Origin of the sequence: Haloterrigena sp. KLK7 (assembly GCF_037914945.1) — an archaeon.
Lineage (GTDB): Archaea > Halobacteriota > Halobacteria > Halobacteriales > Natrialbaceae > Haloterrigena > Haloterrigena salinisoli.
The window spans coordinates 3,601,141-3,622,144 of the sequence record NZ_CP149787.1 but is presented as its reverse complement, the minus strand read 5'-3'; the positions used below and the strand labels follow the sequence as shown (position 1 = coordinate 3,622,144).

Below are 21,004 nucleotides of genomic sequence, written 5' to 3'. Positions count from 1 at the left end.
AACGCGCGGAACCGGCTCGATGGGACTCGGGCGGCGATACCGAGATCGACTCCGAAGCGCGAGCCCGCGAGTGCGGCGATCGGTCGCGCTCTACGCGTTATATGTCGACGTACTGCTCTTCCCAGTCGCGACGGGCCTCGAGCTCGCGGCGGCCGCGCCGAGTCAGCGTGTAGAAGTTCGTTCGACGATCGCGCCGCCCCTTCTCGACGAGCCCCTTGTCGACGAGGGTATCGAGGTTCGGGTAGAGTCGGCCGTGATGAATCTCCTTCTCGTAGTAGTTCTCGAGTTCCTCTTTGATCGCCAGTCCGTGGGGCTCCTCCTCGCCAGCGATGACGTACAGCAGGTCCCGCTGGAATCCTGTCAGGTCGTACATTGGGAAAGTACCAGTTGTACTTACTGTCGAATTTTAATAAGGCTATCGGGTCGTTTCGAACGAAACAGGGATATTACCGACGGACCACGTCGTCTGCGCGCGATTCCCAATAGATAACCGTTATGATGGTTTCTCCAGGAGAGTCACGTAATGTGCGGTTCATGTTTACACTCCATCCAGATTATTTCGGCATTTTTATGTTATTGGGGCGCGAGAAAGTGCGCTCGATCGGCGACGAGTTCGGACGCGAGCGAGAACGCAGTCGCTCTCCGAGAGATGAGTTCGAAACAGGAAAGCAAATCGCGTGACGGGAAAAGTGTCACGCGATCGCTTGCCGCCCTGAATTGGTCCCCGCTGACGCTTCGGCCCTCCAAGCGAAGCGTCATCTGAACGCTTTCGCCGAATATACTTAAAAGTAACGACACTGGATCGGCTCTTGATACGTCCCGCCGCGGGTCAGATGTGTTCCTCCTCGAGCACCCAGCCGATGGCGCGCTTGTAGTGGGTAAACATCTGTCTGACGCCCTCGTGGCGCATGTCTTCGCTCTCGAGGTGTTCGGTGAGGAACTCGTACTGCTCGCGGATTTCTTCTTCGTCGCGCATGCTCCCCACTAGACGCGCAGAAGGGAAAAAACGGTCGCCGAGCGGGGTTCGATCCGTCATCCGAACGGCAATTCACGGGCCGTGACGGGGCGCTACGATCGGTACAGCGCCGACTGTCCGTTCGAGCGCGTCAGTCAGCTCGGTCTCGAGCGATCGACGGTCCGGACGGTAACTGGGGATTGGGACGACGAGTGTCACGCGGGGCCGACGCTTTCGTCGATAAGGCTGCGATTTGCGGGCGACAACGGTTTACGAACCGGTTGCGGCAGGCGATCGGTCGACCGGAGACGGTCGAGACTGGTCGCGGAGCCGTCGCTCCGCGACGAGCGCTTCGAAAAACGATGGGACACGACGGCTGCGATCGATCGGTTCCTGACGGATACCGCTCCGCGCCGCCAGACGACCGAGTCCGTCCGATCAGAGCCCGAGTCCGTCGTCGGACTCGTTGTCGGAGTCGTTGGAGTCGTTGGACTCGTTGTCTTCGGTCTCGTTACCCATGCCGCCGTCTTCGCCGAGCGTCAGCGTCACTTCCTCGTCGCCGCCGTCGATCTCGACGTCGTCCTCGGCTTCCTCTCCCTCGTTCTCGGCCGTGACGGTGTACTCGCCGTCCTCGAGTTCGTCGAACTCGACTTCGCCGTTCTCGTCGGTCTCCTCTTCTCGCGGCCACTCGTCCTCGCTGGTGCCGAGTCCGCCGTCTTCGCTTTCGTTGCCGGATTCGTTACCGGATTCGTTGGACTCGTTCCCCTCGCCGAGCAGGCCGCCGTCGGACTCGTTGGATTCGTTCTCCTCGCCGTTGCCGCCGAGCATGCCGCCGTCGGATTCGTTGGACTCGTTGGATTCGTTCTCCCCGCCGTTGCCGCCGAGCATTCCGCTGCCGGCCTGCTCGAGGGTGACGGTCGCCCCTTCGACGGGTTCTGCCTGGTCGTCCTCGACGGTGACCGTCAGGGCATACGTCTCGTCTTCGGACCCGGTATCTCCTGTCTCGTTCCCGGCTCCGGTGTCGTCCGTCTCCTCTCCGTTTTCGCTCGAGTTGTTGCCGCCACCGGGTCCGCTATCCGCACAGCCGGCGAGTACGAGCGCACCTGCGGTACCTGTCGCGGCGACGAACTTGCGTCGGTTGAGTTCTGAATCGGACATATTCCTGAGAAGGACGTTCCCGGTGGTTGCAGTATGGCCTGCAACTGCCGTCCGTTAATGACCTATTGAACGACGGCTAGCGGCTCGTGATCGTCATCAGTTTCGCACCGTCGACGGGTAATCCGACGGTAGCTGCCGAGACTATCGCGATTTCGCCCGCCCGCGGCTGTGAGAGCGCCGGCTACAGACGCACTCGCTCGAGGCGCTGGGACCGTCCGGATCCGGACGCCGGGAGGTCGCCCCGATCGCCCGAACGGAACGCCGTCTACTGTTTCACCGGTGATCTCTCGTTTCGGCCGTGAAACGGTCGGCCATCGTGGCAGTGTTCGGTCGACTCCGGTGTGATTTTGGGTCGCCCGCGCGTAGGCCCGGCCATGAAGATCAGGGGCGAGCGCGAGTGCAAGGAGTGTGGGACGCGGTGGTCGTACTACGAGACCGGCAGCGTCGGCTGTCCCGCCTGCGGGAGCCTCCACAGCGTCGGCGTCGACGACCGCACCGAACACACCGATCTACGGGTTGGGTTCGACCTCACGGCGGTCCGCAACGCCATCGACGACCAGCCGATCGACGACCTCGCCGATCGGGCCCGCGAGGAGTGTCGCGAGTACGTTCGGCGGCGCGGCTTCGTCAACGCGGGCACGCTCCGAGAGCTCGACGACGACTACCTGGCCGCGAACGAACTCCTCCACGTCGCCGACGTCGTCCGCCGGGATATCGACCTCGGGGAACGGGAGGAACTCTACTTCCTCTCGCTGCTCCGGGACGCGGACGACGGTGGGCGGCCGCCCGCCGCGGAGGTGCCGCCGAGCCTGCGAGCGGCCCGCGGCCTCGCCGCCGCGAACGCCGTCCGCGACTACCGCCGGGACGTCCGCACCTGGGCCGACGACCGCGACCTGACGGCCGCCGAGCGCGGCGCCCTCGAGACGCTCGGCGAACACGTCACCCGAATCCGGATGCTCGACGGCGACGTCGATCCTCGGACCGCCGACCGACTGGTCGAGGCCGCCCGCGACCTGGCGAACGGTCTGCGCGGCGACGAACTGGCGTTTACGCGCGCGCAGGACCGTCTCGAGGATCTCGAGTTCGGAACCGGGGCCGAGGACGGCCGGTTCGGGGACTGAGCGCGGCGGCCCTCGACAGCGGGGCGTGATGGAATCGACGACGCTGACGCGACGGAACTCAAGCCACCGAGCGCCCGCCCGCGGTGCGGTCGAGAGCGCTCGCCGACCGCTCGCCGTATCGAACGATTCGATCCGCGCGTTCGATCGACTCTCCAACGCGCTCGCTGAGCATTAGATATCCGATCGGTCTGGTGAAAATCTTATCACTCTTATACCCCCATTGGTTAGCTCCGGTACGGTCGTCCGAAACGTCCCCGCTCGACTCGAGTTCTGGCGGACCGATACCGTCGCGAGCGCCGTCGCTCGGTCGACGCGACCGATCCACGATAGGGACGTCGGACACACTCACTATGGCACACGGACCATCGGAGAAACGATCGGAGGCGAGCGGCAGTCGCACAGCGCGCGAAGGGGCGACGGACGGACCGTCCCCGTACGTTCCCGCGGGAAAGAGCGTCGCCGAGCTCACGATCAAGGCGGTCGCGATCGGGCTCGCGCTCAACGTGGTGATGTTGACCGCGAACATGTACCTCGGGATGCGTTCGGGGATGACGATCAGCGCCTCGATCCCGGCCGCCGTCATCAGCATGGGGATCTTCTACGGCCTTCGTCGGGTCGGCATCGGCGGCACGATCCTCGAGAACAATATCGTCCAGACGATGACCTCCGCGGGCGAGGCGCTGGCGGCCGGCGTCATCTTTACGATCGCCGGCGTCACGTTCCTCGATCAACCGATCGACATCGTCAGCACCGCGATCGTCGCGATTCTGGGCGGCCTGCTCGGGGTCCTCTTTATGATCCCGATGCGCCGGTACCTCATCGTCGACAAACACGAGGAACTCCCCTATCCGGAGGGGACCGCGTGTGCCGACGTGCTCGAGGCCGGATCGCGCGGCGACGAGGGCGTGAAGCTCATCTCGTTCGGGTTCCTCGTGAGCTTCGTCTATATGTGGCTGGCCAGCGGGATGGCCGCCTTCCGAACGACGATCCAGACGGCGTTCTCGGCGGGCGAGACCGACGGGTTCGCCATCGGCGGCGACTTCACGCCCGCCCTGATCGGCGTCGGCTACATCATCGGCCCGCGGATCGCCGGCTACGTCTTCGGCGGCGGGCTGATCGCCTGGATGATGCTGATCCCGCTGCTCATCACGGGCGGATTCGTCCCGGAGTCGGCCGCCGACGCGACGCTGATGGCCCAGGCCGAGGCGGTCTGGGACGAGTACATCCGCTACGTCGGCGCGGGCGCCATGATCGTCGGCGGCTTCTACGCGATCCTCTCGATGCGCGGGACGATCGTGGACGCGCTCGGCACCGCCGCCGCGGAAGTGCGTAACTCCGGGGCGGCCGCCACCGAGGATCGGAAACGCACTCAGCGCGACCTCCCGATGCGGGTCGTCGTCGTCGGGGCCGTCCTGATCGCGCTCGCGCTGGTCGCCGTCCCGCAGGTCCAGGTCGGCCTGTTGGGCGGATTCATCGCCGTGATCGCCGCGTTCCTCTTCGTCGCCGTCTCGGCGTACCTGGTCGGGGTCGTCGGCAGCTCCTCGAACCCGGTCTCCGGGATGGCCGTGGCGACGATCCTGATCGCCGCGCTGGCGCTGCGATCGACCGGCGTCACCGACCCCGTCGTGGTGTTGGTGACGGCCTCGGTCGTGGCGATCGCCGCGGCGGTCGCGGGCGACACCTCGCAGGACCTCAAGACGGGCTACCTCCTCGGAGCGACGCCCCGGAACCAGCAGCTCGCGCAGGTGATCGGGATCACCCTGTCGGCGCTGTTCGCGGGTTGGGTTCTGTACTTCTTCCATCAGGCCTACGGCATCGGAAGCGAGACCATCCCCGCGCCACAGGCCGGGATGATGGCGCTGATCTCCGAGGGCGTCCTCACGGGCACCGCGCAGTGGGGCATGATCCTCATCGGCGCCGTCTTCGCGTGCGTCCTGATCCTCATGGACGTCCCCGTCCTGCCGTTCGCGGTCGGGATCTACCTCCCGATCACGCTCGCGACGCCGATCTTCCTCGGCGGACTGCTCCGCGGGGGGATCGACCGGTACGTCTCCCGACGGGACGACGAGGACGGAACGCTCGCCGACCACGCGACCGCTCGAGGCCGGATCGTCGCGGCCGGACTCATTACCGGCGAGGCGATCATGGGGATCGTCATCGGCGCGCTCTACATCACCGGTACCGGGAACGCCGACGGCGCGCCGTTCCCACTCGGACTCGGCGGCGAGACGCAGACGATCCTCGGCGGCGTCGCGCTCGTCGCGCTCGTCGCCCTCTTCGCCGCCAGCGTGCTCTGGAACGCGCCCGGCACCGCCGAGGCCGACGCGGTCGACAGATGAGCGAGCACGGACCGACCGCGATTCCGAGCCGGGCCGTCGACTGGACGGAGACGACCGTCGAGGGCGACTCGAGGGCCACGCTCACCTGGACGAAATCGCCGCGAAACCGACTCGATCGGTTCCTGTTCGACCTCTTCGGCACGAGCCGAGAGCGGACGCTCACGCTCGACGCCGTCGGGACGACCGTCTGGCGCCACTGCGACGGCGACCACACCGTCGCCGAAATCGCGGCGATCGTCGCCGACGAACACGACGAGGAACGGGTCGAACCCGTCGACGAGACGCTCGCGCACTTCCTCATGCAACTCGAGGAACGCGGTCTGATCCGGTTCGACGAAGGGGCCAACGGCCAGTGATCGAGACTGTGCCTGTGAAAACGGGAAACGGCGGGGAATCGACGTAAACGAGCGGGAAGCCGGCTCTCAGGGCAGGTCGACGTCGACGTCTTCCTGCAGGCTCGCGGCCTTGACCGTGTTATACAGCAACATTGCGCGCGTCATCGGGCCGACGCCGCCAGGGACGGGCGTGATCGCGCTCGCTCGCTCCTTCGCGCTCTCGAACTCGACGTCGCCGACGAGTTCGTACCCTTTCTCGGTGTCCGCGTCGACGCGGTTGACGCCGACGTCGATCACGACCGCGTCCTCGCCGATCATCGAGCCGTCGACGAGCTCCGGCGCGCCGGCGGCGGCGACGACGATATCGGCGCTGCGAGTCTTTTCCGCGAGGTCGTCCGTTCGGGAGTGACAGACCGTCACCGTCGCGTTGCCGTCGTCGGCCTTCTGGATCAACAGGTTGGCCAGCGGCTTGCCGACGATGTCCGAGCGGCCGACGATCGTCACGTCCTTCCCTTCGGTGTCGACGTCGGCGGCCTCGAGTAATTTCTGGACGCCGTGGGGGGTACAGGGGCGGAACCGGGCGTCACCGGCGACGAGTCGGCCGACGTTCTCGGGGTGGAAGCCGTCGACGTCCTTGGCGGGGTCGACCCGGCGGATGACCTCGCGGTAGTCGACGTGGTCCGGAACGGGCGCCTGGACGATGTAGCCGTGGACGTCGTCGTTCGCGTTGAGATCGGCGATTTCGTCGTACAGCATCTCGGGAGACGCGTCCCCGTCGACGTCGACGTGGTAGCTCTCGATGCCGACCTCCTCGCAGTCGCGTTGCTTCATGTTGACGTAGGTCTGACTCGCGGGGTCGTCGCCCATCAGCACGGTCGCCAGCCCCGGTCGCGCGCCGGCGTCGGCGAGCGTCTCGATCGCGTCCGTCAGGTCGTCTCGGATCTCGCTCGCGACGGCGTCGCCGTCGATAATCTCGGTCATTACTCGAGTGGGCGACCGCGAGGCTAATCAACCCTCGGATTCGTGCGCAGAACCCCTCTCAAAAGCCCACCGAATACGCACGAACGTGGATACAAGACGTCGAGCGCCGTTCGGCCGAGCGCAGTTCCCCGACGGCGCCGCCGCTCTCGAGTGTGAATCGGTTCACGTCCGCGAATTGCTACCGGACCGTTCGACCCGTCCGTAATCGAAGCGGGACGGGACGACCCGATAGCGACGGTCGGCCTCGAGTATCGAGGTCGGTATCGTTCGATTCGTCCACGTCCGGGGACGACAGGGCTCGACTGGCGCCCGCCGACGGCGATCGTCAGCGTGTCGCGTTCAGGGGGCCAGCGTAGCGTCCCGTCGTCGCGCTCGGTACCGGCGTTCGGTGGCGGCGCTTACCACCAGCGGCCCCAGGAGCGACCGCGACCCGGGTGTGACGTCTGGTTGCTGAGTTCGTGACGGACGGTGTCGCCCATCATCCCGACGCGAAAGTCCTGTTCGGTGCGTTCGCGGATGCCGTTCGTGACGTACGCGAAGGCGATGTCGTTCTCGGGGTCGGCCCAGCCGACGCTGCTGCCGAGTCCGGCGTGACCGAACGCGGTCGGGGGCGCGGTGACGCCGAGGTTGCTCTGGATGACTCCGCCGAGGAAGAAGCCCATCGCGAACCGACCGGAGACGTCCCGGCTCATGTCGTCGGCGGTCTCGGCCTGCAGCGACGTCCACTCGTCGATCGTCTCGGGCGAGAACAGACGCGTTCCCTCGAGCTTCCCGTCGTTCAGCAGACAGGCGTAGAACCGGAGCATGTCGCTGGCCGTCCCGATCCCGTTGGCCGCCGGGATGATCGCCTGCTGCTGGACGAAGTCGCTGTTGAAACTATCGGCGGTGTCCTGATTCGATCCGGACTGGACGCCCGAACTGGGCGGCGTGATCTGGTCGTAGGGTTCGAACCCGACCAGCGTGGCGACGTCGACCTCCTCGCCTTCGGGGAGACCGATGCTGGTGTTCTCCATTCCGAGCGGTTCGAAGAGCTCCTCGCGTGCGAACCGGTCGATCCGTCGGCCGGAGACCTTCCGGACGATCTCGCCGACCAGCCAGCCGAAGCTGAGCGTGTGGTAGTTCGGCTCCGTTCCCGGCTCGTAGACCGGTTCGGCCGCCTCCATTCCCGCGGCGATCGCGTCCGGATCGGCCCACTTCCCGGCCTGTCCGTCGATTTCGACGGCCGGAACGCCCGCCTGGTGCGAGAGCACGTGTCGGATCGTCGTCTTCGCCTTCTGCGTCCCCTCCTCGGCGTAGTCGGGCCAGTGCTCGATGACGCGGTCGTCGTAGTCGAGCTCTCCCCACTCGGCCAGCAGGTGGACACAGGCCGCGGCGTACGGTTTCGTACACGAGAACAGGACGTGACGCGTCTCCGTTGTCGTTTCGTCTCCGTCCGGACCGGTGATTCCGCCGGCCGTATCGACCACGAACTCCCCGTCGCGGTAGACCGCCAGCTGCGCACCGTGATGGAGCTCCTGTTCGAGTTGCCGATCGAAGGTCGCCTCGATTCGGTCAGTTCCCGTCTTCAGGACCGCAGACTCCGCGTCGTCGCGGTCGTCCTTCCCGTTGCCCCAATCCCGTTCGGATCGATCATCGCTTCCCCTCGCTGCTGCACTCGTCGACGCACCGGTAGCAAGCGTCGCCCCCACCGTACCGAGCGTCGCAAGCACATGTCGTCGATCCATCGAAGTCCTCTGTGATGACATCAGGAAGACCATATAATCGGACGTATATGAAAGTATTCATAATAGTTCAAAATCGAATACAGTCACTACAGCTGTCCTGTCTCCGAGAGACAGCGTTTGAACTCGTCCCACTCAGGCCAGGTTTTTCAAATTTCGTGAGCGTTCACGCGGCGGTATCGCGTTCGTCGAGGACGACGGGTCGATAGGTCGTCACGAGGTCGCCGTACTCGTCGGTGTCCGCGGCGTCGATCAGCCGCAGCGCCTGTCGCTCGTGGCTCTCCCGTGCGACCTCGAGCGCGTCCGCGTCGACATCGACGTCGTTCGACTCGAGCGCCGGCGCGATTCGGTCGGTCCACACCTCGTTCTCGAGCAGGCACACCGCTCGATCGTCGACCGTCAGGGGCGGTTTGCCGGCGACGTGGTCGCCCGCGCCGACGATGTCGTAGGTCTCGAGTCCCTCGAGAATCCCGATCACGTCGGCTGCGGGAACGTCGGTCGGCGCATCGGCCATGACGTCGTCGAAGACGAGTGGATCGATCGGCGCGTCCATCGTCTCGGGTCGCGGGGTCGGATCGCCGTCGCGCTCGCGGGCGATAGTCTCCTTCGCGACGGGATCGCTGTCGTCGGGCGTCCCCGGCAGCGGTTCGGGACGGTACGGATCGCCGTCGCCGAACCGAACCGGAACGAGGCCGATCGTCTCGGCGGCCGTCATCGCGTCGAACAGCAGCGGCCGATCGGCGTCGTAGGACGCGAGGTCGAGCCCCAGCCCCTCCGGCGGGGCGGCGCGAACCAGCGGATCGGGGACGGGCGCGACGATCTCACCGCCCTCTTCGCGGAGTTGGCGCGGGTGCGGCGCGTCGCCGGTTTGGGGCTCCGGAATCCCGCTGATCACGAGCATGGGCTCGTCCTCGTACTCGTCGACGCCCCAGTCGACGCGGTCGCCCGGCTCGGCGTCCATGAACTCGGCGACCGGCGTCAGCTCGAGGGCCAGTTCCGAGGCCGCCGTCGCCGTCGTTTCCCGGAGCTCGAGCAGCCGGTCGTCGTCGAGAACGGTTCCGGTGGGATTCGTAGCCATTACCGGCGGTACGCCCAGCCGGTGGAAAAGCCGCGTGCCGGCGAGTGACAGGGACTGGCGGGATCGAGCGATCGCGAGGACGCGCTGATCGACGACACCTCGAGCCCGGATCGGTGGCGACTGACTCGAAGTGCCGCCGAGCGGTCCTACTCGTCCGCGTCCGCTTCGAGCGACTCGCCGGTCCCTTCGCGGCGCTCTCGAGCCTGCTGTCGATCCTCGTCCGCGTCGTCCTCGTCCGTCGATTCGCCGTCGGTGGCGAGTTCGACCGCTGGTGGCGGTTCGTCTTCGGTGACGGTCTGTTCGTCGAGCGGATTTCGGTCCGCGGTCGCGTCGAACCTCGATTCGTCGCTCATGGGTGGTGTGTCGCGTGGATCGCGTGCCGTTCCGGTCGCAGGTGTAGACTCATCGCCCGACTCGCGAACGGGCGCGAGCCCGTGTCGGACGGGACCGCGTGGCACGGATGACGGTGCTGCTTGCCAGTTCAGACACCACCGAAAAACGGGACTGAGTGCCGATCGCGTCGGCCGACGACGCCGAATCGGTCGAATGGGTGGGGTATCGACTATTCGTACAGCGGATTCTCTTCACAGAGGCCCGCGACCTCCGAGCGGACCTCCTCGAGGACGCTCTCGTCCTCGGGGGCGTCGACGACGCGGGCGATCAGATCGCCCACCTCGCGGCAGTCCTCTTCGTCGAAGCCGCGGGTGGTCAGCGCGGGCGTACCCGCTCGGATACCCGAGGGGTCGAACGGCGAGCGCGTCTCGCCGGGCACCGTGTTCCCGTTGAGGACGATGCCCGCCTCCTCTAAGGCCTCCTCGGCGTCGCCGCCGGAGGTGTCGGGGTGGCTCTCGCGGAGGTCGACGAGTACGAGGTGGTTGTCCGTTCCCTCGGAGACCAGCGAGAACCCGTTCTCCGTGAGGCTCTCGCCGAGGGCTTTCGCGTTGGCGACCGTCTGCTCGGCGTAGTCCTCGAACTCGGGCTCGAGGGCCTCCTTGAAGCCGACCGCTTTGCCCGCGATGTTGTGCATGAGCGGGCCGCCCTGCCCGCCGGGGAAGACCGCCGAGTCGATGTCGTCGGCGTACTCCTCGTCGCACATGACGATGCCGCCACGACCCGACCGGATCGTCTTGTGGGTCGAGCCGGTGACGAAGTCGGCGATGCCGACCGGCGAGGGGTGGGCGCCGGCGGCGACCAGTCCCGTGATGTGGGCGATGTCGGCGAGGTGGAGCGCGCCGACGCTGTCGGCGGCCTCCTGAATGCGCTCCCACTCGATCTCGCGCGGGTACGCGGAGTAGCCCGAGACGATGATGTCGGGTTCGAACTCCTCGGCGTGTTCCGCCAGTCCCTCGTAGTCGAGGTAGCCCGTCTCGGGGTCGACCTCGTACTGCTCGACCTCGTAGAGCTGGCCGACGAAGTTCGCCGGGTGACCGTGGCTGAGGTGGCCACCGTGGTTGAGATCCAGCGAGAGGATCTTGTCGCCGGGCTCGAGCATCGCGAAGTAGACGGCCTGGTTGGCCTGCGTGCCCGAGTGGGGCTGAACGTTGACGTGCTCGGCGCCGAACAGCTCCGTCGCGCGGTCGATCGCGAGCTGTTCGACCTCGTCGGCGTACTCGCAACCGCCGTAGTAGCGCGAGCCGGGGTACCCCTCGGCGTACTTGTTCGTCAGGGCACTGCCCTGCGCGTCGATGACCGCCTCGCTGACGTGGTTCTCGCTGGCGATCATCTGCAGCGTCTCCTGCTGTCGCTCTACCTCTCCCTCGAGTGCATCGGCGACGGCGGGATCGACGTCCCGTACGTGCTCGTGCTCCATGTCCGATGTGGCGTTTGGCGACTGTATAAGTGTACCCGTCTTCGGTGAATCTCACCACCGCGACCGCCGCCACAGAACCGACGCGGTCGATCGGACGCAGCCCCTCGAAACTGGATGCATGACGAACACTTCCGGAATCTGCGCCTATCTATCAACTTTTTGCCACCCGATACAACTAACTTTCTCGGGGAACATTCAGCGTACCGAATGATAGAGTGGGCGGTAGACGACGGGGCGCTCCGCGTGACTGACGCCGATAACACCGAGTTATCGGTCCGCGGTAGCGATCTCGTCGTCGACGGAACCGGACCCGACATCCCCCGTCCCGTCGACGAGACGGTCGTCGTAACGACGGACGAACTCCGCTTTCCCCACGCGGTCGCCTACGCGTTTTCGCTCGGCTCGGACGCGCAACACGAACTCGATCCCGACGGGACGCCGCTCTCCCTGTCCCCCGGAGAATACGTCGTCGACGTCGATACGGAGATCAAGACGTACCTCCGGTTTTCCGGGACGGCGACGATCGAGAGGACCGACGACTACGAGGAGATCGTCGTCACGTTTCCCGACCGCGTGCGCGTCATCGTCGGCTTCCGGAGCCACCACGAACTCCCCGCGGGAACCATCACCGTCCCCGATACGCCCGAGGGGATCGCGGCCGGACTGACCCACCTCGCCGCCTCCCACAAGACCGACGGCCCGGACCGTACCTATCCGACCCTCCGCGGCCATCCGTCGCTGCTCGAGCGCGGCGACAGCCTCGAGATTCCGGACTGCATTCGAGAGGATTTCTCGCCGTCGGGCATCGAACTGATCGTCCCGGCCGACTACGAGTCGCTGTTCGTCGTCGCGCCGCTGGCCTACTATCTGCAGGCGACGATCAAACCGCGTACGTGTCCCGATACCGGGCCGAGCCACGCGACGCTCCGGCTCCCGGAGTTCGCCGTCGAGCGGCAGCTGTCGCCGATGCCCGGTCTCGAGCGCGACGTCGAGCGCCTGCTCCGCAAGACGTTCTTCTTCGACTGTCTGGTCCGCAACGCCGGTCCCTACGGGACGAATCTGGCCGAACAGAGCATGCTCGAGGTCCTCGGTCTCGACGCCGAGGAACTCTACGAGGCCAGTCCGCAGCGTCGACTCGCGACCTACCTCGAGGTGCCCGACGCCGCCATCGATCACCGCCTCCCCGACTGGCACCTCTCGACGTACGTCCGCCCCGACTACGACAGCGTCGAGTCGCTCCCCTTTCTGCTCGACCGGATGAGCCTGATCCACATGCCCAGAACCTCCGAGCTCGAGGGGCAGGAACTCGTCGAACGCTCCCTCGAGGACTTCTACCGCGGCCGCTCGAGCGCCGGGCAGGTCGCGTCGGTCGACATCGTCAAACCCGAACTCCGCAACGGCCGAGTCCACGGCTGGCTCGCCGACGGCGTGCCGATCGACGTCTTCAAGACGACCGGCGAGGCCTACCAGAACCGACTACACTATCTCGAGCGCGCGACCGACTCGACGTCGATCGCCGTGGTCCTGAACGATCCCGAGATGGCCGGGGAACACGACGACGTCGCCGAGATCTACCGCCAGCGGTCCGAGGAGCTCTCGATGGAGGTGACCGTCGACGAATCGCTCTCGACGGCCGAGCTCGCGCGGGTCTTCGAGGACGACCACGACTTCGTCCACTACATCGGCCACTGCGAGACCGACGGCCTGCGCTGTTCCGACGGCTATCTCTCGAGCTCGAGTCTCCGTCGCTGTAACACCCAGACGTTCTTCCTGAACGCCTGTGGCTCCTACTACGAGGGGATGGGGCTCATCGAACGGGGGAGCGTCGCCGGCGCGGTGACCTTCTCGAAGGTCCTCAACGACCACGCCGTCAAGGTCGGCTCGACGTTCGCCAAACTCCTCGTCCACGGGTTCAGCATCGAACGCGCGCTGGGACTCGCGCGCAGGCGCATCATGATGGGGAAGGACTACGCGGTCGTCGGCGACGGCACGCACTCGCTGACCCAGGGCGAGCACCGCGTTCCCACCACGCTCACGCTCGAGGAACTCGAGAACGAGCGGGCCGAATACCTGGTCACGTTCGACTGTTACTCGACGCGGGTCACGGGCTCGTACTACTTCCCTCACCTCGAGGACAACGAGTTCGCGTACCTCTGTGGCACACAGTCGAATTTCACCGTGACGGAGTCGGAACTGGCCGCGTTACTCGAAGAAACGGAAGCGTCGGTGATCTTCAACGGGGACGTCTACTGGTCGACGGAGTTGGCGTCGCGGTTCACCGAGTGACTAGGGGCCGCCGTACGTGCTGACGCGCTTGGCGCGCGTCGCTGGTCGATCCGCTCTATCGGCTGTTCGTACCTGGGAGAGGAACTCACGCGCGACCCGCCACAAACGCTCGCAGCTAACACCCATACACGGTTACAATAACAGATCAATGCTATATATTTATCGTCAACCGCCTAACTGCTCTCGGTCGCCGTCGCCGGTCGCTCGACCGATCTAGACAGATTACATACATGTAGCGGCCGTTCCGTAATCTCGTCGGCGAACTGACGAGAGCGAAGACAAAAATTACCGCCGTCGACGTCGAATACGATGTTCTGGTGTGGAATCGGCCACCAAAATTAAGTAATATCCGTTCGTTTACTTCTGTATAGAGATGACCTCGAATTTACTCAACCACCAGATTGACGATATCCTCGACTCCCTACTCGAGGAGGCGACCGGGGACGTCTACATGGTCAACCCGTCGGGGGACGCCATCGAAGAGTTCGTTTCCGTTGCGACCGCGTTCGACGGCGACCGGCCGTCCGTCCACATGCTCGCCGACGAACGAACGCTGAAAGACGTCATGGACGACTTCATCGTCGCCTCGAACGCGGCCGACCTCATCAGCGAAGACGCGCTCGCGCTCCGCACGCTCGAGGAGGCGCCCGAGAACTCGCTGCTGATCACCGAGGACCGGGTCATCGCCATCGTCCACGCCGGCGACCGCGTCGGCGGCCTCGTCACCGACGACGAGAGCTTCGTCGAAGACACCTACGACACGTACGCGGCCCGTTGGGAGGGCGCCGCCGAATTCAACCTCCGGACGCCGCCGATCACGGCCGTCCGCGAGACCCTCTCCGAGGAGATCAGCCCCGAGGCCGAGGACGACTTCACGGCGATCCTCAACTCGCTCGAGACCGCCCGCGGTGACGGCGACGGCCTCGACGAAGTGACGATCTCGCTGCTCGTCGCGGCCAAGAACGAGGCCCTGCTGTACGACATCAGCAAGTGGGGCGAGGACGTCGGTATCGCCTCGAAGGCGACGTTCAGCCGCACGAAGACCAAACTCGAGGACATGGGCCTGATCGACACCGAGAAGGTCCCCATCGACGTCGGCCGCCCGCGCCTGCGCCTGAAGATCGGCGACGACCGCCTGCAGGAAGCCGACAACGGGCAGCTCGCGACGGTCGCACAGTCCATACTCAACTAGAACCGAACTTTTGCTCTGCGTGGGGTCGCTGCGCGACCCCACTCGGCAAAACTTCGATGAAAAGCGCTCCTCCTTCCATTCACTCGCTCCTGAGCGGCGCTACGCGCCGCTCGGTCGCTCGTTCACATCAGTCGTCGGCCCGCTCGCTCGGCCTTCGGCCTCGCTCGCGGTCATATCGGGTGACGGCCTGCCCTCCCCCGGGTCGCACGCTCGCCGAGTTTCGGCGAGCGTGCTCCCGGCCATAGAATTTGTTCGGTCCGTGGCGCAAACCCCAAGTCGCCGCCGCGAGACGACTCGAGTATGTACGAGGCCGTCCACGCCCATCCAGACGGAGAGAGCACGGTCGCCCGGTTCGCGGAGACGGCGGCCGACTACGGCTTCGAGGGCGTGGTCGTGCGCAACCACCACGACTCGAGAGCCGACTACGACGCCGAGGCGATCCGCGAGGAGTACGGCATCGACGTCGTCGAGGGCCTCGAGATCCGCGCCGACGATCCGCAGGCGGCCAGCGGCTCCGTCGGCAACTACCGGACGACCGAGACCGTCGTCGGAGTCCACGGCGGAACGAACGCCATGAATCGGTTCGCCGTCGAGAACGACAAGGTCGACGTGCTCGCCCATCCGATGGCCGACAACGGCGACGTGAATCACGTACTGGTGAAGGCGGCGGTCGAGAACGGCGTTCGCCTCGAGTTCGACCTCTCGGGGGTGCTCCGGACCAGCGGCGGGCGTCGGGTCCGGGCCCTCCAGTCGCTGCGCAAGCTCGAGGAACTCGTCGATCACTTCGACGCGCCCTACGTGGTCAGCGCTGACCCGCGCTCGCACCTCGAGTTGCGTGCCCCCCGCGAACTGACGGCGATCGGCGAGGAGATCGGCCTCTCGGCGGCGTTCGTCGAGCGAGGGTTAGAAGAGTGGGGTCGGCTGGCCGAGCGAAATCGTCACGTCCAGTCCGAGTCGTTCATTGAGCCCGGGGTCGAACGGGGCAGATATGAAGAAGAGCCTTGAGGACCACGCCGCCCGGTTCGACGAGAAGGCCGGCGAGTACGACGAGTCGAAGTCCGACGAGTACCGCGCCTGTGCCAACCTGGTCGTCGAACACGCCGCGCCCGGCGAGGACGACATCGTCCTCGACCTCGGGACGGGAACCGGTGCCATCGCGCTCGCGCTCGCTCCCGACGCGGAGCGCGTGGTCGGTCGCGACATCAGCGAGGGGATGATGGACGAGGCCGAACGAAAGGCCGAGGAGGAGGGCCTCGAGAACCTCGAGTTCGACTACGGCACCTTCCGCGAACCCGAGTACGAGGGGGAGGTCGACGTCGTCACCTCGAACTTCGCCATGCACCACCTCTCGGACGACGAGAAGCGCGAGGCGATCGACGTCATCGCCGACCTCGAACCGCGGAAGTTCGTCCTCGGAGACGTGATGTTCTTCGGCGAGCCGGATTCCGACGCGCCGTTCTACTCGCCCGAGGTCGACGATCCCGCGACGGTCGGCGCCCTCGCCGACGCGTTCACCGACGCGGGCTTCTCGCTGACCGCCGTCGAACGCGTCCACGACCAGGTCGGCGTGCTGGTCGCCGAGCGATCGCCGACCGCGACGGCCGAGGGCGAGGTCGGCGATCCCGACGACGACCCCGCCGCGGACGCATGAAACACCTCCCGAAACACCTCCAGCCGCGGTGGCGGTACCTCGCCGTCGAACTCGAGACGTGGCCGGACGCCGAACTCGATCGACGAGCGTTCCAGCGGGAGTGCTGGTACGCGGCCCAGAATCTGCTGGGCGATCCGGGCAGCGCCCACGCCGATATGACCGTGATGCGGTTCGATTTCGCCGGTGCCACGGGGGAGGCGATCGTCCGCGTCCGCCGCGGCGAGACCGAACCCGCCCGCGCGGCCCTGGCCTGCATCGACGAGATCGACGGGGCTGCGGTCGGCCTACGGGTCTGCGGTATCAGTGGCACGATCCGTGCCGCTGAAGAAAAGTATTTAGGACGCCGCCGGCAAGATTCCGAGGAGAGAAACGTCGTGTTCGGGAACGAGGAGCGAGTCGCCGTCCTGCGGGAATGCGTTGCAGACGTGCGACTCGATGAGGCGTTCACGGGTGCGACAGACCTCGATTACGATTTAGCGTGATACTATGCAGGGACAAGCCCAACAGCAGGCGTACGACCGCGGCATCACGATCTTCTCGCCCGACGGCCGACTCTACCAGGTCGAGTACGCTCGCGAGGCGGTCAAGCGAGGAACGGCGAGCATCGGCGTTCGAACGAGCGACGGCGTCGTGCTGGCCGTCGACAAACGAGTCCCCTCCCCGCTGCTCGAGGACTCGAGCGTCGAGAAGATTCACAAGGCCGACGACCACATCGGCATCGCCAGCGCGGGCCACGTCGCCGACGCCCGCCAGCTGATCGACTTCGCGCGCCGCCAGACGCAGGTCAACCAGCTGCGCTACGGCGAGCCGATCGGCGTCGAGACGCTGACCAAGGAGGTCACCGACCACATCCAGCAGTACACGCAGGTCGGCGGCGCCCGACCGTTCGGCGTCGCGCTGATCGTCGGCGGGATCCAGAACGGCGAGCCCCGCCTGTTCGAGACCGACCCCTCCGGAACGCCCTACGAGTGGAAGGCCCTGGCCGTCGGCGCCGACCGCGGCGAACTCCAGGAGTACTTAGAGGAGAACTACGACGCAGAAGCCGACCTCGACGGCGGTATCGCGCTCGCGCTCGATGCCCTCGCGTCTGTCAACGACGGCTCCCTCCTGCCGACGGAGGTCGGTCTCGCGACGGTCGACGTCGAGACCGAGTCCTTCGAGCAGTTCGACTACGATCGGATCGAGTCCCACCTCGAGGAGAACGACATCTTAGACGAGGGCGACGAGACCGACGACGCCGCGGAAGAGGAGTAACCGACTCGCTCGGTTTCGACTCGAGTATCGCCGTTCTCCTGCTCGTCGCGATGGGTTCGAACCGCGAACCGATTCGCGTCCGTCGACCCGCGTCGATAGATTGTCTTCCCGCGCACACGGGCGCGTGAACTGCGATCAGGCGCGACGGCTCCGACTGGTTCCTCGTCGTTCAGTGGCGGCGATCACGAGTCCGATCGCAGCGACCGGAGTAGCCACGGCCGTTTCGACGGCGTTCGGACCCGGAACCCGTGCCGTGATATCGGGAAACACTCTTTTCATTGGCGGCGGAAGCAACCGATATGATATCGCTCGACGAGGCGGTGACGGCGCGACTCGAGTCACACGGGGCGCGCTTCGAGGTGCTCGTAGATCCGGACGCGGCACTGGAGATCAAACGCGACGAGTTCGACGGCGATCTCGAGGACGTGATCGCCGCCGAGGACGTCTTCGAGGACGCCTCGCGAGGCGATCGACCCGCCGAGGACGATCTCGAGAACGTCTTCGACACGACCGATCCCCTCGAGATCATCCCCGAGGTGATCAAGGAGGGGGAGATCCAGATCACGGCCGATCAGCGCCGCGAGATGCAAGAACAGAAGCGCAAGCAGTTGATCGACACCATCGCGCGCAACGCGGTCAATCCCCAGATGGACAACGCGCCCCACCCGCCCGAGCGCATCGAGAACGCCTTAGAGCAGGCCGGGTTCACGGTCGATCCGATGGAACCCGTCGAGAGTCAGGTCGACGACGCGCTCGACGATCTGCGCCCCGTCATTCCGATCCGGTTCGAGGAGGTGACGGTCGCGGTCCAGATCCCCGCCGAGTACGCCGGCAGCGCGCAGGCGCAGGTCCGCCAGTTCGGCGACTTAGAGCGCGAGGAGTGGCAGGCCGACGGCTCGTGGATCGGCGTCATCACCTTCCCCGCGGGAATGCAAAACGACTTCTACGACGTCGTCAACGAACACTCCAGCGGCGAGGCCGAGACGGAGATCATCAAGGACAAGGACGATCTGAAGACGCGATAGGGGGTTTCGGCTTCGACAGGCAGTGCGAACTTCTCAGCCGCGGTGGTAGCCGATCAGGAAGCCGCTGGCGAAGCCGGCCCCCACCGACAGCATCGAGAGCGTCGAGACGAGCCAGTGAACGCCCTCCTGTGCGCGGTCCCCCGTCTCGAGCAGGCCCGCCGAGAGACGGTTCCAGTCGACGATAACGATCTCCTGGGACTCGAGGTAGCGAAAGGCCATCAGCTCGACCCCGACGATGATCGCGAGCAGTTTCGCGATCTGTTTCGTCGCGAATCCCAGCAGCCCTCCGACGACCGCACTGCCCCCGAACTCGAGGCCCAGCGCCGTCGGATCGACGTCTAGCATCACGGCTTCGTATTCGAGTCGGGAACAATGACTGTTATGGCTTCGTTATTTTCCCGTATTACTGACCATCGGAGCGCGGTACGCGGTCCGATCGCAGTACTCGTCTCGCCACGACAGACGGCCGCCGTCCGGCGAGTCGCGCGCTATCGGTTCGAATCCGGCGTCGTCGCGGAGCGGTGCGCCACGGGATTCAAGACCGTCGGGGGCGTACGGTCGGGTATGTGCCGTATCCGTCGAGCAGTAACGGAGGTGTTCGACTGCCATCCGTAGCGCGGTCGAGCAGCCGCGGTCGCGAGTATCGAACCGTTGCGCCCAGCCCGTGGGATCGACGGGCCGACGGGTCGCCCAGCGTCCCGTCTCGCGTCGTCACGAGCATCCTCGTCCGAGCGAGAGCCACGAGCACGTCTTTCCACCCGCATGAGAGCAATCATCGCCAAGCGCGTCGATTCGGGAACGCCCGACACGAGTGAGATCCGCGACCTCGCCGAGGCCGCGGGGTATACCGTCGTCGGTGAGATCACCCAGTCGCGGACGGCCGACCCCGCCCTCCAGCTGGGCGAGGGGAAAGCCGAGGCGCTCGCCGACGAGGTCGCCGCGACCGACGCGACGACCGTCATCTTCGACAACCGGCTCGGACCCTACCAGACGTACAACCTCGGGCAACTGCTCCCCGAGGGCGTCGAGGTAATCGACCGGTTCACGCTGATTCTCGAGATTTTCGGCCAGCGCGCCCAGACCCGCAAGGCGCAGCTACAGGTCGAACTGGCAGAACTCCGCTACGAACTGCCCCGCGCCGAGGCCAAGACCAGCCTCGCGAAACGGGACGAGCACCCCGGCTTCATGGGGCTGGGCGAGTACGACGAGAGCCGCGAGCGGGACATCAAGGACCAGATCAGCCGGATCAAGGACGAACTCGAGCAGATCGAGCGGACCGAGGAGCACCGCCGGGAGCGCCGGCGCGACTCCGGGTTCGATCTGGTCGCGCTGGCGGGGTACACCAACGCCGGCAAGTCGACCCTGTTGCGCCAACTCGCCGACGACCTCACGGTCGAGGAGAACGAGGACCTCCACCCGGACCTGGACGCGACCGCCGAGTCCCAAGACAAACTGTTCACGACGCTGGGGACGACGACCCGGCGCGCGGCCATCGAGCCCCGCGACGTGCTGGTGACCGACACCGTCGGCTTCATCAGCGACCTCCCCCACTGGCTGGTCGAGTCGTTCAAGTCGACGCTCGATTCGGTCTACCGGGCGGACCTCGTCTTGCTCGTGGTCGACGTCAGCGAGGACGTCGACGAGATCCACGAGAAGCTCGTGACGTGTCACGACACCCTCTACGAGCGCAACGAGGCGCCGATCGTGACCGTCCTGAACAAGATCGACAAGATCGACGACGAGGAACTCCGGGAGAAACGCGAGGCCCTCTCGTCGCTCGCGCCGAATCCGGTCACCGTCAGCGCGCGGGAGGGCGAGAACGTCGACGCCGTCCTCGAGCGCATCAACGAGGAACTGCCCGGCTGGGAGGCCGAACGCCTCCTCCTGCCGATGACCGAGGACACGATGAGCGTGGTCTCGTGGCTCCACGACAACGCCCACGTCGAGGAGGTCACCTACGGCGACGAGGACGTTATCGTCTCCTTCGAGGCCCGGCCGGCGGTCATCTCGCAGGCGCGCTCGCGGGCCAGCGAGCTGCGGACGGCGGCCGCGGAATCGGCCTAATCGAACGATACAGGGGATCGGTCCGTCATCACCC

Annotated in this window: 20 protein-coding genes; 11 read left to right on the top strand and 9 right to left on the bottom strand. The window is 65.9% G+C overall.

Translation table 11 applies throughout. From position 1 onward, the window contains the following. Positions 1-97 precede the first annotated feature (97 nt). From WD430_RS17935 to WD430_RS17925, 3 genes are all read right to left on the bottom strand, one after another. The gene (locus tag WD430_RS17935) at positions 98-373 is read right to left on the bottom strand and encodes a PadR family transcriptional regulator (RefSeq protein ID WP_339103785.1); all 276 of its coding nucleotides are present in this window, start codon (positions 371-373) and stop codon (positions 98-100) included. A gap of 456 nt (positions 374-829) precedes the next feature. Further along, positions 830-976, bottom strand: coding sequence for a hypothetical protein (locus tag WD430_RS17930; RefSeq protein ID WP_008895435.1), 147 nt, complete (start codon positions 974-976; stop codon positions 830-832). A gap of 417 nt (positions 977-1,393) precedes the next feature. Further along, a complete protein-coding gene (locus WD430_RS17925; RefSeq protein WP_339103784.1) occupies positions 1,394-2,113 on the bottom strand; it encodes a hypothetical protein in 720 nt (239 codons plus the stop codon). Between the two features lie 374 nt (positions 2,114-2,487). Between WD430_RS17925 and WD430_RS17920 the strand changes: the two genes are divergently transcribed. The 3 genes from WD430_RS17920 (at position 2,488) to WD430_RS17910 (ending at position 5,929) form a co-directional block, all read left to right on the top strand. Then, the gene (locus WD430_RS17920; RefSeq protein ID WP_339103783.1) at positions 2,488-3,234 is read left to right on the top strand and encodes a TFIIB-type zinc ribbon-containing protein; all 747 of its coding nucleotides are present in this window, start codon (positions 2,488-2,490) and stop codon (positions 3,232-3,234) included. A gap of 350 nt (positions 3,235-3,584) precedes the next feature. Beyond that, complete coding sequence (locus tag WD430_RS17915) at positions 3,585-5,573, top strand: OPT family oligopeptide transporter (protein WP_339103782.1); 1,989 nt, start codon at positions 3,585-3,587, stop codon at positions 5,571-5,573. Next, positions 5,570-5,929: a PqqD family protein gene (locus tag WD430_RS17910; RefSeq protein WP_339103781.1), complete on the top strand. Its 360-nt coding sequence runs from the start codon at positions 5,570-5,572 to the stop codon at positions 5,927-5,929. The genes WD430_RS17915 and WD430_RS17910 overlap by 4 nt, the downstream gene beginning before the upstream one ends. Before the next feature lie 66 nt (positions 5,930-5,995). Here the strand turns inward: WD430_RS17910 and WD430_RS17905 are convergent, their stop codons facing one another. The 5 genes from WD430_RS17905 to glyA all read right to left on the bottom strand — a co-directional run bounded on the left by WD430_RS17905 (position 5,996) and on the right by glyA (position 11,498). Then, positions 5,996-6,889 (bottom strand): bifunctional methylenetetrahydrofolate dehydrogenase/methenyltetrahydrofolate cyclohydrolase, encoded by an 894-nt coding sequence (locus tag WD430_RS17905; protein ID WP_339103780.1) that lies wholly within the window; start codon positions 6,887-6,889, stop codon positions 5,996-5,998. Positions 6,890-7,287: 398 nt separating this feature from the next. Then, on the bottom strand, positions 7,288-8,613 hold the full coding sequence (locus WD430_RS17900) for a serine hydrolase domain-containing protein (protein ID WP_339103779.1): 1,326 nt from the start codon (positions 8,611-8,613) through the stop codon (positions 7,288-7,290). A 163-nt stretch (positions 8,614-8,776) separates the two neighbouring features. Then, entirely contained in the window at positions 8,777-9,688 is a 912-nt protein-coding gene (locus WD430_RS17895; RefSeq protein WP_339103778.1) for a hypothetical protein, read from the bottom strand. 146 nt (positions 9,689-9,834) lie between these two features. After that, positions 9,835-10,041: a hypothetical protein gene (locus WD430_RS17890; protein WP_339103777.1), complete on the bottom strand. Its 207-nt coding sequence runs from the start codon at positions 10,039-10,041 to the stop codon at positions 9,835-9,837. Positions 10,042-10,250: 209 nt separating this feature from the next. Then, entirely contained in the window at positions 10,251-11,498 is a 1,248-nt protein-coding gene (glyA, locus tag WD430_RS17885) for a serine hydroxymethyltransferase (RefSeq protein WP_339103776.1), read from the bottom strand. A gap of 207 nt (positions 11,499-11,705) precedes the next feature. Between glyA and WD430_RS17880 the strand changes: the two genes are divergently transcribed. The 7 genes from WD430_RS17880 (at position 11,706) to WD430_RS17850 (ending at position 18,906) form a co-directional block, all read left to right on the top strand. After that, on the top strand, positions 11,706-13,784 hold the full coding sequence (locus WD430_RS17880) for a hypothetical protein (RefSeq protein ID WP_339103775.1): 2,079 nt from the start codon (positions 11,706-11,708) through the stop codon (positions 13,782-13,784). 373 nt (positions 13,785-14,157) lie between these two features. Further along, on the top strand, positions 14,158-14,976 hold the full coding sequence (gene tbsP, locus WD430_RS17875) for a transcriptional regulator TbsP (RefSeq protein WP_339103774.1): 819 nt from the start codon (positions 14,158-14,160) through the stop codon (positions 14,974-14,976). 300 nt (positions 14,977-15,276) lie between these two features. Beyond that, the gene (locus WD430_RS17870; protein ID WP_339103773.1) at positions 15,277-15,981 is read left to right on the top strand and encodes an RNase P subunit p30 family protein; all 705 of its coding nucleotides are present in this window, start codon (positions 15,277-15,279) and stop codon (positions 15,979-15,981) included. Beyond that, positions 15,965-16,627, top strand: coding sequence for a class I SAM-dependent methyltransferase (locus tag WD430_RS17865; RefSeq protein ID WP_339103772.1), 663 nt, complete (start codon positions 15,965-15,967; stop codon positions 16,625-16,627). The genes WD430_RS17870 and WD430_RS17865 overlap by 17 nt, the downstream gene beginning before the upstream one ends. After that, positions 16,624-17,109, top strand: coding sequence for an Rpp14/Pop5 family protein (locus WD430_RS17860; RefSeq protein ID WP_339103771.1), 486 nt, complete (start codon positions 16,624-16,626; stop codon positions 17,107-17,109). The genes WD430_RS17865 and WD430_RS17860 overlap by 4 nt, the downstream gene beginning before the upstream one ends. Before the next feature lie 4 nt (positions 17,110-17,113). Next, positions 17,114-17,881, top strand: a complete 768-nt coding sequence (gene psmA / locus WD430_RS17855; RefSeq protein ID WP_339103770.1) for an archaeal proteasome endopeptidase complex subunit alpha — start codon at positions 17,114-17,116, stop codon at positions 17,879-17,881. Positions 17,882-18,180: 299 nt separating this feature from the next. Next, the gene (locus WD430_RS17850) at positions 18,181-18,906 is read left to right on the top strand and encodes a ribosome assembly factor SBDS (protein ID WP_339103769.1); all 726 of its coding nucleotides are present in this window, start codon (positions 18,181-18,183) and stop codon (positions 18,904-18,906) included. Between the two features lie 33 nt (positions 18,907-18,939). Here WD430_RS17850 and WD430_RS17845 read toward each other — a convergent pair whose 3' ends face one another. Beyond that, entirely contained in the window at positions 18,940-19,251 is a 312-nt protein-coding gene (locus WD430_RS17845; protein ID WP_339103768.1) for an FUN14 domain-containing protein, read from the bottom strand. Positions 19,252-19,668: 417 nt separating this feature from the next. Between WD430_RS17845 and hflX the strand changes: the two genes are divergently transcribed. Then, entirely contained in the window at positions 19,669-20,970 is a 1,302-nt protein-coding gene (hflX, locus tag WD430_RS17840; RefSeq protein ID WP_339103767.1) for a GTPase HflX, read from the top strand. Positions 20,971-21,004 lie beyond the last annotated feature (34 nt).